At 72.9% G+C, this 10,974-nt stretch carries 12 protein-coding genes and 2 pseudogenes; 6 read left to right on the top strand and 8 right to left on the bottom strand.

The window, feature by feature from the left end; genetic code table 11:
* Window positions 1–105: pseudogene (locus AQJ91_RS52585) on the bottom strand (IS5/IS1182 family transposase); the annotation flags it as partial.
* A gap of 426 nt (window positions 106–531) precedes the next feature.
* Here AQJ91_RS52585 and AQJ91_RS56265 point away from each other — a divergent pair.
* Genes AQJ91_RS56265 through AQJ91_RS56255 form a run of 3 tightly spaced genes read left to right on the top strand, consistent with a single transcriptional unit; the run spans window position 532 to window position 1,840 of the window.
* Window positions 532–960, top strand: coding sequence for a cytochrome P450 (locus tag AQJ91_RS56265; protein WP_234383141.1), 429 nt, complete (start codon window positions 532–534; stop codon window positions 958–960).
* A gap of 23 nt (window positions 961–983) precedes the next feature.
* The gene (locus AQJ91_RS56260; protein WP_234383140.1) at window positions 984–1,295 is read left to right on the top strand and encodes a cytochrome P450; all 312 of its coding nucleotides are present in this window, start codon (window positions 984–986) and stop codon (window positions 1,293–1,295) included.
* Window positions 1,292–1,840, top strand: coding sequence for a cytochrome P450 (locus tag AQJ91_RS56255; RefSeq protein ID WP_234383139.1), 549 nt, complete (start codon window positions 1,292–1,294; stop codon window positions 1,838–1,840). Before AQJ91_RS56260 ends, AQJ91_RS56255 begins: the two co-directional genes overlap by 4 nt.
* Here the strand turns inward: AQJ91_RS56255 and AQJ91_RS54660 are convergent.
* Both AQJ91_RS54660 and AQJ91_RS54655 read right to left on the bottom strand, forming a co-directional pair.
* Window positions 1,837–2,028 carry a hypothetical protein gene (locus tag AQJ91_RS54660; protein WP_067028558.1) on the bottom strand — a complete coding sequence of 64 codons (192 nt, stop codon included), beginning with the start codon at window positions 2,026–2,028 and terminating at the stop codon, window positions 1,837–1,839. The genes AQJ91_RS56255 and AQJ91_RS54660 overlap by 4 nt on opposite strands.
* Before the next feature lie 58 nt (window positions 2,029–2,086).
* A pseudogene (locus AQJ91_RS54655) lies at window positions 2,087–3,445 on the bottom strand (ATP-binding protein); the annotation flags it as partial.
* A gap of 280 nt (window positions 3,446–3,725) precedes the next feature.
* Between AQJ91_RS54655 and AQJ91_RS32245 the strand changes: the two are divergent.
* The 3 genes from AQJ91_RS32245 to AQJ91_RS32235 all read left to right on the top strand — a co-directional run bounded on the left by AQJ91_RS32245 (window position 3,726) and on the right by AQJ91_RS32235 (window position 6,348).
* Window positions 3,726–4,637, top strand: coding sequence for a bifunctional class I SAM-dependent methyltransferase/NUDIX hydrolase (locus tag AQJ91_RS32245; protein WP_234383138.1), 912 nt, complete (start codon window positions 3,726–3,728; stop codon window positions 4,635–4,637).
* A 49-nt stretch (window positions 4,638–4,686) separates the two neighbouring features.
* Window positions 4,687–5,046: a DUF779 domain-containing protein gene (locus AQJ91_RS32240; protein ID WP_067028552.1), complete on the top strand. Its 360-nt coding sequence runs from the start codon at window positions 4,687–4,689 to the stop codon at window positions 5,044–5,046.
* A 129-nt stretch (window positions 5,047–5,175) separates the two neighbouring features.
* Entirely contained in the window at window positions 5,176–6,348 is a 1,173-nt protein-coding gene (locus AQJ91_RS32235; RefSeq protein ID WP_067028550.1) for a phosphodiester glycosidase family protein, read from the top strand.
* A gap of 3 nt (window positions 6,349–6,351) precedes the next feature.
* Here AQJ91_RS32235 and AQJ91_RS32230 read toward each other — a convergent pair whose 3' ends face one another.
* From AQJ91_RS32230 to AQJ91_RS32210, 5 genes are all read right to left on the bottom strand, one after another.
* A complete protein-coding gene (locus AQJ91_RS32230; protein WP_067028548.1) occupies window positions 6,352–6,546 on the bottom strand; it encodes a hypothetical protein in 195 nt (64 codons plus the stop codon).
* A 111-nt stretch (window positions 6,547–6,657) separates the two neighbouring features.
* Window positions 6,658–7,521 carry a phosphatidylinositol-specific phospholipase C/glycerophosphodiester phosphodiesterase family protein gene (locus tag AQJ91_RS32225; protein WP_067028546.1) on the bottom strand — a complete coding sequence of 288 codons (864 nt, stop codon included), beginning with the start codon at window positions 7,519–7,521 and terminating at the stop codon, window positions 6,658–6,660.
* A gap of 195 nt (window positions 7,522–7,716) precedes the next feature.
* A complete protein-coding gene (locus AQJ91_RS32220; protein ID WP_067028544.1) occupies window positions 7,717–8,811 on the bottom strand; it encodes an acyl-CoA dehydrogenase family protein in 1,095 nt (364 codons plus the stop codon).
* Window positions 8,808–9,989 (bottom strand): acyl-CoA dehydrogenase family protein, encoded by a 1,182-nt coding sequence (locus AQJ91_RS32215; RefSeq protein WP_067028542.1) that lies wholly within the window; start codon window positions 9,987–9,989, stop codon window positions 8,808–8,810. Before AQJ91_RS32215 ends, AQJ91_RS32220 begins: the two co-directional genes overlap by 4 nt.
* Entirely contained in the window at window positions 9,986–10,957 is a 972-nt protein-coding gene (locus AQJ91_RS32210) for an NADPH:quinone oxidoreductase family protein (protein WP_067028540.1), read from the bottom strand. The genes AQJ91_RS32215 and AQJ91_RS32210 overlap by 4 nt, the downstream gene beginning before the upstream one ends.
* Window positions 10,958–10,974: the final 17 nt, after the last annotated feature.

Here is a 10,974-nt window from a genome sequence, read left to right as displayed (position 1 = left end):
ACGGGTCCTGGCCACGATCCGGTGGTCGCGCAGGAGGCCGGCCATATGTTCGGCGGTGGACCGCTTCACATCGAGCACGGCGGTGTATGTGACACTGGTCGGCACGTGAGGCCCCTCGGTCGGATCTTTCTGTCGCAAGATCGTTCCTACCAGGGGCCTTACGTCTGCCCGGACTTGGGGATACCGCGGACCGCGCGACGCGCCTCGTGCTCACCGACGGTGGCCGACGGTTACTGGGAATAGCTCAATGGCTGATGCCTGGGGGCGGAAATCGCCCCCAGGCACGGCGTGTGCCGGTACCAAGCCGCCGGGCCCCCTGAAACCGCTCTGAAACCGGGTCTTCGAACTTGAGCGGTGCGCCCCTGTTGGTCGGCGTCCGCCCCCAGGGCCCTCGTAAGCCGGGGATGTGACACTCCCGCGGAAACTGTCACATCCCCGCGGCTTACCAGTCGGCGCCCGGCGTCCGCGCACCGCTCAACTTCGAAGACCCCTGAAACCGCGGCAAAGCCGGCCTCCCGCAAGCTCTGCGGCATGAACTCACCACGGCAGCACAACCCCGCGGCACCGATGACGATCGAGGCCGTCGGGCCGTCTCGACACGGCCATGACGAGGCACCCGCCATGACCACCCCCCTCCCCCTCACCCCCGAGCTCGTCGAAGACCCTGTACACGGCTACGCCGACCTGCGCGCCCGCCCCGGCCTCGGCCACGTCGTCCTGCCGGGCTTGACCACCCCCGTACGGCTCGTCACCCGGTACGAGGACGTGCGCGCCGCGCTCACCGAGCCGCGCCTGGTCCGGGACCGCTCCTCGGTCCCCGGCGGCTCCGACCTGCCGGACCGCAGGCCGAGCTACTGGCGCAGGGCCTCGACGGCTTCCCGGCGGAGTACGTCCCGTACCTCTCGGGACACCTGGCGCTGTTCGACGGCGACGAGCACACCCGGCGCCGCAATCCGCTGACCCGTGCCTTCACGGCTCGCCGGGTGGCAGCGCTGCGTCCGTTCGTGGAGAAGACCGCGCGGGAGCTGATCGATACCCTCGCCGAGCGCGAACAGGCCGATCTGCTGGGCGAGTTCGCCCATCCGCTCAGTACGGCCCTGATCTGCGAGCTCGTCGGGGTGGACGCCGCCGACCAGGACCGGGTGTGCGCGTGGATCCGGGACTTCGCGTACGGCGACGGCAGCGGGATCATGGAGGGCCTCGCGGGCATCGTCGAGTACACGAAGGACCTCGTCGCCCGGCGCCGCGCCGAGCCGACGACCTGGTGTCGGCGCTGCTGGCGGACGGCGGGATGAGCGACGACGAGATCGTCACCGTGTTCTTCCTGCTGATCAACACCGGCATCACCCCGCCCGCCCTGTTCCTCGCCCACGCCGTGCTCGCCCTGCTCGACCACCCCGGCCAGCTGGAGCGGCTGCGCGCCGAGCCGGAGCTGCTCGGGCGGGCGGTGCCCGAACTCCTGCGGTACGTCACGCTGGTGCGCGTCGGCGCCACGCTGTACGCCACGGAGGACTTCGTGTTCGCCGGGACCGGCCTGAAGAGGGGCGAGGCCGTGACGGTCGCGCTGTTCGGCGCCGACCACGATCCGGCCGCGTACGAGGCGCCCGAACGGCTCGACATCACCCGGGGGTTCGGCCGCGGTGACGGTCATCTCGCCTTCGGGCACGGCCCGCACTACTGCATCGGCGCCGCGCTCGGACGGCTGCTGACGGGCGTGGTGTTCGAGGAGCTGCTCGTCCGACGCCCGGTCCCCGAGCTGGTCGTGGACCGGGACGCCGTCGAGTTCGGACACTGGCCGGGCGACGGGTTCCACCTGCTGCGGCTGCCGGTACGCCTCTAGGATGCCGCCCGCTCGCGCAGCAGCCCGAGCGCGGCCTCGCGCAGACCGTCCCCGTCCAGGGCGGCGTACGTGGACACCGCGTCCTCGTACGCCGCCTTGTCGGCGTTCTCGGCGTCCTCCCTGGCCCGCGCCGAGGACGTCGTCGGCTGGAAGTTCCGCAGGCACCGGAGCCGTTCGGCGAGCGCCAACAGCCGTACGCCCCGGTCCTGTTCGCCAGGCCGCGAGGCGGACCGTGCCCAGCGCGAGCAGCAGGGCGAACCGGTCCTCCAGGCGGCGGGCGATCTCGGCGACCGACATCACCCGGACCCGGGCGGCGGCGAGTTCGGTGGCGAGGGGCAGTCCGTCGAGGCGGCGGCACAGGCCGGTCACGACGTCGGCGGGCAGGTCCACGTCGGGGCGGGCGGCACGGGCCCGCTGCTCGAACAGTTCGACGGTGGTGGCGAGGTCCAGTTCGGGCAGCGGGTGCACGGCCTCGGAGGACAGGCCGAGCGGGGCACGGCTGGTGGTGAGGACGCTGACGTCCCGGGTCGTCGACACCAGTGCCCGCACGAGTGCGGCGACGCCGCGTACGACGTGCTCGCAGTTGTCCAGCACCAGCAGGGCGGGCCCGGGGCCGAGGGCGGCGACGATCCCGGTGAGCGCGTCGGCCGGCGCCCGCGACGTCGGCGTCCCGGCCGACGCCGGCCAGCGGCACGAGGTGCACGACGCGGTGTTCGGCGTCCCGGGCGACGGCACTCGCGAGGCGCGTCTTGCCGAGCCCGCCGGGCCCGACGATCGAGGTGACCCGGGAACTGCGGACCAGCCGGGCCACCGCCTCGACATCGGCGTCCCGCCCGAGCAGCGGGTTCGGCTCGTGCGGCACCCCGCGCCGCACCACGGGCGCCTGGCCGCACAGCAGTTCCTGGTGCAGTTCCTGGAGGGCGGGCCCCGGGTCGGTGCCGAGTTCGTCGCGCAGGCGGCGCCGGTAGGTGTCGTACGCCGTGAGCGCGGCGGCCGCGCCCGCGGTGGCCACCTGACAGCGCATCAGCTCGAGCAGCGGCTCCTCGTCGAGCGGACGGTCGGCGACCAGCTCGGCGAGCGGCGCCAAGGCCTCCTCCCGGCGCCCGAAACGGGCCAGCGAGAGGGCACGTATCCGCTCCAACGACCCCCGAGCTTCGCCGAGTTCGACCCGCAGCGCCCCGAGCGGATCACCGAGGACAACAGCGTCCTCTTCCACCCCACCACCAAACAGCGCGAGCCCTTCCTCGGCCTCGGCGAGCGCGCCGAGGTGATCCCCGGCGCGCGCCTTCTCCGCACCCGCGGCGGCGTACAGCGGCACCGCCCAGGCGTCGACCTGGTCCTCGCGGAGGGTGAGCCGGTAGCCGCTGGGCGTACTGGCGATGACCTCGGCGCCGAGCAGCGCCCGGGCCCACGAGACCAGGATCTGCAGCGCCTTCGTCGGGTTCTCCGGTTGCGCGTCGGGCCACAGCCCGCCACCAGCCGCCCCGCACCACACCCGGCCCGCGGCTCCCCGGCCAGCAGCGCGAGCAGCCCGCGCAGCCGGGGCGCGGTGATCTCCTTCCCCTGGTAGGAGACGGACGTCAACAGCGTCAACTCGATGGTCACCGCAGCACATTGGTCAGCGCCGGGCGGCCCTGAGTGGGCGGCGGGGCCCGCCTGCCCTCCACGACGGCCCCGCGGCACGGTCGGCATGTCGGCGGCGACCGGTGAAACGCCCGTCGTCGCCGCGCCCTTGGCCTCTTCGGGCGCGCGCCCGACAGCAGCGGGCGCCGACAGCGGTCAGGGGGCCGGATTGGTCCGTCGCGACCCGACCTGTTCGTCTCCAGTGGGCCGCCTCCCGTAGATTGCTGGACCGGCACCTCAACCCCCGTACCTGGGAGACACATTGACACCCCCGACCCTCGGCCCGGACCTCCTCGGCGAGCTGACAGGGCGGCGTGTGCTGATCCTCGGGGACGGTACGGCCGCGCACGCGGCGCATCTGGTGCGGGCGTACGGCGCCTCGGTGGACGCCGTCGGCTCCGAACCCGGCGCCCACCACGGCGCGCTGCCCGGACTGCGCCTCGTGCGGGCGGACGTGGTGGAGTTCCTGCGTACGGCCGCGGCGGATCCGTACGACGTCATCTGCTCGCTCGACACCGACCCCCGCCCGCTCCTGCCCGCCCTGGCCTCGGCGCTCAAGCCGGGCGGCACCCTCTGCCTCACCGTGCCGGCCGCCCAGAAACCCTGGACCGATCTCCTCGCCGAGCACGGGCTGCGGCTGCACGTCGAGCACCTCGACGACGGCCACGCCTCCCACCGGGTCCTCCGCGCGATCCGGCCCCTCCGCGTCTCCTCCCGCCCGCGCACGCCCCGACCGCCCGTTCCGCACGCGGCCCTCGGTGTCGGCGCCATCCTGCACGGCCCCCGCGGCCTGCTCCTGGGCCGTCACCACCGGGGCACGTGGGAGCTGCCCGGCGGCACCGTGGAGGCCGGGGAGTCCCTCCAGGAGACGGTCGTCCGTGAACTCGCCGAGGAGACCGGCCTCCGGGCCGATCCGGCGGACGTACGGCTGCTGGGCACGCTCCTCGACGACGTCGACGGTGTCGTACGGGTCACCGTGGCCTCCCACGTCACGGCGTGGCGCGGCGAGCCGGCCGACCAGCCCGGCGAGAAGGTCGGCGACTGGCGCTGGTTCCCCCTGGACCGGCTGCCGGAGAACCTGTTCGTGTGCAGCGCCCAGGGCCTCACCGCCTGGCGCCCCGAACTGCCCGTCGACCACACGCCGGCGCACTTCACCCCGTACGCGACGGACTGACGGCGACCTGCAACCCTCTCGCAACCTTCGCCGTGCTGCCCTGGTCGGTATGTACGAGGAGACCCCGCGTGTCGAACTCACCCCCGCCGCCGCCGACCTGCTGCGCCATCTGCGGCAGACACACGGCCCGCTGATGTTCCATCAGTCCGGCGGCTGCTGCGACGGCAGCGCCCCGATGTGCTACCCGGAGGGCGAGTTCCGCACGGGCGACTCCGACGTGCTGCTCGCCGAGCTGCACGTCGAGGGGGTCGAGGAGCCGGTGACGTTCTGGATGTCGCGGAGCCAGTACGAGGTGTGGAGCCACACCCGGCTGATCGTGGACGTCGTGGAGGGCCGGGGCAGCGGGTTCTCGCTGGAGGCACCCGAGGGGGTGCGTTTTCTCACCCGTTCTCGTGTCGTCGGCCCGTAGCCACCCCGCAGGTCATCGTCGTCTGGTGCACTTCCCCTGAGTGCTGGGACATTTGACGGGACCTCAGGGGCGACTGTGACGCGACGTCAGAAACGGTTCGGGGCAGGCAGAACGGGACTCACGCTCCTCATGGCCCTCAGTACGGTCCTGATCGGGACCGCACCGGCCGGCGCCGCGGAGAGGGGCACCCGGATCGCGCCCGGCGTCGGGTACACGGAGTTCGACATCCAGGCGGCCAAGGGACCCGCCCACGCCCATGTGCTCACCGTCGACCTGCGCGATCCGCGCGTACGCCTCGACCTGCTCCACCCGGGAGCGGTGGCCGCCCGCGCGACCGTGTCACGGCTGGCCGACGCGCAGGGCGCCGTCGCGGGCGTCAACGGCGACTTCTTCAACATCACCGAGACCCAGCACCCCGGCGTCCAGGCGACCGGCGCGAGCGTGGGACCGGCGATCGCGGCCGGCCGGGTGCTCAAGGGGGCGGTACCGGAAGGCCAGCGCTTCGGGCCCGCCCTGCCGCCCGGCACGAGCACCGAGGACGTGATCGGCGTGGGCGACGACCGCCGGGCCAGGCTGGACGGCCTCACCCTCACCGGATGGATCCGCACCCCCGAGGGACCGCTGCCGCTCGGCGGGCTCAACCAGTACGCGCTGCCGGTGAACTCCATCGGGGCGTTCACCTCCACCTGGGGCGGCTTCTCCCGGGTCCGCGCCACCTGCGGCACCGACATCGACCGCGCCGCTCCGTGCAGCGCGGACACCTACGAGGTGACGGTCCGGGGCGGCCGGGTCGTGGCGGCCGCCGACACTCCCGGCAGCGGCCCCATCGCCCCGGACACCACCGTGCTCGTGGGCCGGGAGGCGGGCGCGCAGCAACTGCGGAAGTTCTTCGCGGGCAAGCCCGTGACGGTACGGCACCGGCTGGTGGCGTCCGCGTCCCGGACCCCGTACCGCTTCGCCCTCGGCGGCTACCCGGTCCTCACCGGCGGACAGCCGCTGCCCGGCCTGGACAACACGACCGCGGCCGTCCGCACCGCCGTCGGCATCGCGGACCGCGGACGGCGCCTGCTGCTGCTCGCGCTGGACGGCGCCCCCGAGTACCGCACCGGCCTGACGATCGCCGAAGTGGCCGACACCATGCGGAGGTTGGGCTCGGTCGACGCCTTCAGCCTGGACGGCGGCGGTTCGTCGACGCTGGTCGCCCGCGAGCCGGGCGCGGCCGCCGTCTCCGTACGGAACCATCCGTCCGGCGGCGTCGAACGCCCCGTACCGAACGGCATCGGGATCTTCACGACCGGATGACGCTCACGGTCTGAGACTGCTGACGATGTCCGCGGTCGCCGTCAGGCCGCTGTTGATGCTGGGTGCGATGTTGGTGCCGGCCAGGTAGAAGCCGAGCAGCAGGCACACCAGCGCATGGGAGAACTTCAGCCCGCCGGTGCGTAGAAAGATCACCGCGAGGATCACCAGCAGGAGCACCACTGAGATGGAAACGGCCATCGTCAACCTCCTCCGCCACGCCGCTCTGTCTGGTTCACGGCGTTCGGCCGTAAGTGTGGCGTAGCGGAGGGTTCGTCCGTGCGGCTGACCTGTCCGCCGAACGTGTGGTGTCTACGCCGGCCGGTGTGCGTCGAGGAAGGCCTCCAGGCCGGCGAGGTCGTCGGTGTTGAGGTAGTCGACGTCGGCGGCGAGCAGTTCGGCCCACAGCGCGTCCCGGGCGGGTCCGGCCACGTCCGGGGTGGCCCAGAACCGCACCTGCTGCCCGCGGGAGTGCGCGGCCCGCGTGATGCCCCGCAGCTTCTGCCGCTCGGCGTCCGGGAAGGCGCCCACGCCGAGCCAGGTGAAGTTGAGGGTCCAGTTGTCGGAGATCAGCGGGATGAAGGAGGCGGGCGCGGAGCTCCCGAGGTCGGCGAGCCGCCCGTCGTAGAAGGCGCGGCGCACGGTCTGCGCCGCCATGGGCGTACGGGCGGCCCGGTCGCCGGAGATGACGGCGGTCACCGCGCCAGGAAAGACACGGCCGTGGGCGTACGTCGTGAACAGGTGCTTGTAGCGCCGGAGATGACGGTCGAGTTCCAGGTACGTCGACGCGCCCTCGGTCTTGATGTCGATGAGCAGCTGGATCGGCCTGCGGTAGCCCCGGTACACGGAACCGTGGTTGGCCCGGACGCGGGCGGCGAGCGGGTCGAGGTAGAGGGATTCGAGGGTGCGAGCCGGGTCGAGGTCCTCGGGGTCGTGGGCGACGAGGAGCTGGTCGCCGACGAGGTAGATGTCGGCCTCGAGGCTGCCGAAGCGGTGGTCGAGTGCGTCGAGGAGGGGGCGCGGATGCTCGTAGTCGTTGTGGGCGTGTGCCCGCCACAACGGCCGCGGCCGGTGCCTCTGTCCGTCGGCCGACGCGCGGGCGGCGGGCAGGGCGACCGCGCCCGCAAGGGCGGCGCCGAGGGTGGTGAGGGCTCTGCGACGAGTGGTGAGGGCCATGCTCTGCCTCCCTGGTAGTGCTGGACGGGATCGCTGCGAGTATGCGATCCGGGAGGGGGCAAGGAGCAGGGTCGTGCGGGGAGTTGGCCGGACTGCCGCCGTGAGTTCACTTCACCCGGCGGGCGCACACGGGAAAGCCCGCCCCAGGTGGGACGGGCTTTCCTCGGACTTTCCCGGGACTTTTCCGGGTGTACGTCAGGGGGCCTGGAGGTCTACCAGTTCGGCCAGCGCGGCGCGGTGGGCGCCTGCCGTGCCGTAGGCGATCGCGTCGGCCTTGGCCCGCTTCAGGTACAGATGGATCGGGTGCTCCCAGGTCATACCGATGCCGGCATGCAGTTGCAACGCCTCCTCGGCGGCGTGCACGGCGACGGACGCCGCGTACGCCTGGGCGACGGCGACCGCCACGGCCCCCTCCTCACCGGACTCGCCGTTCGCGAGCGCGTCGACGGCGTTGCGGGCGGCGGCGCGCAGGTTGACGACCTCCAGCCACAGCTGGGCGAGCCGGTGCTTGAGCGCCTGGAAGCCACCGACGGGCCGGTTGAACTGCTTGCGGTCCTTCAGATAGCGGACGGTATCCGTCAACGCCCAGTCAGCCAGCCCGAGTTGCTCGGAGGCGAGCAACCCGGCCCCGGCGCGCAAGGCGCGTCGTACGGCGGGTTCGGCGTCGCCCAGCAGACGGCCCGCGGCCCCGTCGAAGGTGACGGTCGCGACCGGCCGGGTCAGGTCGAGGGACACCTGCGGGGTGACGGTCGCCGCCCCGGCGTCCACGGCGTACAGCCCGCCGTCGTCTGCGGGAACGAGCAGCACGTCGGCCGCGGTGGCGTCCGCGATGGCGGTCAACTCCCCGTGCAGAGCACCGTTCTCATGACGTACGACCTTGTAGGCGCCGCCCGGAGCGACGTTCAGCGCGACGGCCAGGGCGCCGATACGCCGCCCGGACGCCAGGTCGGCGAGGAGGTCGTCGACGCCCTCGCACGCCAGCAGCGCCTCGGTGGCGACGACGGCACTGGTCAGATACGGCACGGGAGCGACGGCGCGCCCCAACTCCTCCAGGACGACGGCGGCTTCGCGGTGGGTGGCGCCCTGGCCGCCCTTGGCCTCCGGCACCAGGAGACCGGCGAGGCCCATGCCGTCGGCGAGCGCCTTCCACGCCTCGCTGTCGTGCGGGGTGTCCGACTCGGTGCGGGCGATGACGCCCGCCGGGTCGCAGTGGTCGGTGAGCAGGTCGCGGACGGCGGCGCGGAGGGCCTCCTCCTCCTCGGAGTACAGCAGGTCGGGCTGTGTGCTCATCGGGCCAGGTCCTTCCAGGCGACGTCCTTGTCGGTGCGCGGCTCGGACGGCAGGCCCAGGACGCGCTCGGCGACGATGTTCAGCAGGACCTCGCTGGTCCCGCCCTCGATGCTGTTGCCCTTGGAGCGGAGGTAGCGGTAGCCGGCGTCCCGGCCGGTGAAGTCGACGAGCTCCGGACGGCGCATGGTCCAGTCGTCGTACAACAGGCCCTCCTCGCCGAGGAGTTCGACCTCCAGACCGCTGATCTCCTGGTTGAGCCGGGCGAAGGCGAGCTTCATGCCGGCGCCCTCGGGGCCGGGCTGGCCCACGACGAGCTGCTGGCGCAGGCGTTCGCCGGTGAGGCGGGCGACCTCGGCCTCGACCCACAGCTTCAGCAGCCGCTGATGGAGGTCGTGGGTGCGGAGTGCGGGGCGTTCGCGCCAGGTCCTGGAGACCGGGCCGATCATGCCGCCCTCGCGGGGCAGCCGCATGCCGCCGATGGCGACGCGTTCGTTGTTCAGCGTGGTCTGCGCGACCCGCCAGCCGTCGCCGACCTCGCCGAGGCGGTGCGCGTCGGGGATGCGGACATCGGTGAGGAACACCTCGTTGAACTCGGCCTCGCCGGTGATCTGGCGCAGCGGCCGGACCTCGACGCCGGGGTCGGTCATGTCGCAGAGGAAGTAGGTGATGCCCTGGTGCTTGGGCACGTCCGGGTCGGTGCGGGCGATGAGGATGGCCCAGCGGGCGAGGTGGGCGCTGGACGTCCACACCTTCTGCCCGTTGACGACCCAGTCGTCGCCCTCACGGACGGCACGGGCACCGAGGGCGGCGAGGTCGGATCCGGCGCCGGGCTCGCTGAACAGCTGGCACCAGACCTCCTCGCCCACCCACAGCGGCCCGAGGAACCGCTGCTTCTGCTCCTCGGTGCCGTACTTCAGGATCGTCGGCGCCGCCATCCCGAGGCCGATGCCGATGCGCCGCGGGTCGTTGTCGGGAGCGCCCGCGGCCTCCAGCTCGGCGTCCACGACAGCCTGGAGGGAGCGGGGCGCGCCGAGTCCGCCGAGGCCCTCGGGGTAGTGGACCCATGCCAGACCGGCGTCGAAGCGGGCTTTGAGGAAGTCCATGCGGTCGGTGGTGGCGGGCGGGTGTGCGGCCAGCAACTCGGCTGTGCGGCGCTTGAGTTCGGTCGCGTCGGTCATGCGGCGGCTCCGTTCTCCGGAACGACGGCCACCCGGCCGGTCGTCAGCCCGTCCCCGACCCGCTGCACGGCGGCCGCGGCCCCGCTCAGCGGTACGCGCTCGCTCACCAGCGGCTTGATGGCGCCCCGGGCGGCCAGTTCGGTGAGCTGCTCGTGGCAGTGCTGGACCAGCTTCGGGTTCCTGGTGTTGTACAGGCCCCAGTGCAGGCCCAGGATCGAGTAGTTCTTCACCAGGGCGTGGTTCAGCCCCGGGCTGGGGATCGAGCCGCTCGCGAAGCCGACGACCACGATCCGGCCCTCGAAGGCGACGACCTTGGCGGACTGGGCGTAGGCCTCGCCGCCGACAGGGTCGTAGACGACGTCGGCGCCCCGGCCGCCGGTGGCCTCCTTCACGGCGGCGACGACGTCCTCGCTCCGCCGGTCGATCACGACGTCGCAGCCCGACTCCCGGGCGGCGGCGACCTTAACCGCCCCGCCCACGACACCGATGACGGTGGCGCCGGCCGCCTTTCCGAGCTGCACGGCCGCGCTGCCGACCCCTCCTGCGGCAGCGTGGACGAGCAGCGTCTCACCGGCCTCCAGACGCGCCCGCCGGTGCAGACCGAACCAGCCCGTCTGGTACCCGATGTGCAGGGCGGCGGCCTCGGCGTCGTCCAGCGAGTCGGGCGCGGGCAGCAGAGCGGCGGCGTCCGCGACGGCGTACTCGGCGAAACCGCCGTACGGCAGGGCCGGGTTGGCGATAACCCGGCGCCCGTCCCCGGTCTCGCCGCAGATCTCCACGCCCGGCGTGAACGGCAGCGGCGGCCGGACCTGGTAGTGCCCCCGGCACATCAGCACATCGGGGAAGTTGATGTTGGCGGCACGCACCTTCAGCAGGACCTGGCCGTCACCGGGCGTGGGCGGCGCCACGTCCGCCAGGCGCATCACCTCGCCCGGCTCGCCGTTCTCGTGCACTTGCCATGCCTGCATGCGGGGCCTCCACGGGG

This window comes from Streptomyces dysideae (genome assembly GCF_001514305.1).
Taxonomy (GTDB): Bacteria; Actinomycetota; Actinomycetes; order Streptomycetales; family Streptomycetaceae; genus Streptomyces; species Streptomyces dysideae.
Note: the sequence above shows the minus strand (reverse complement) of the source record. Positions and strands in the feature narration are given on the sequence as shown.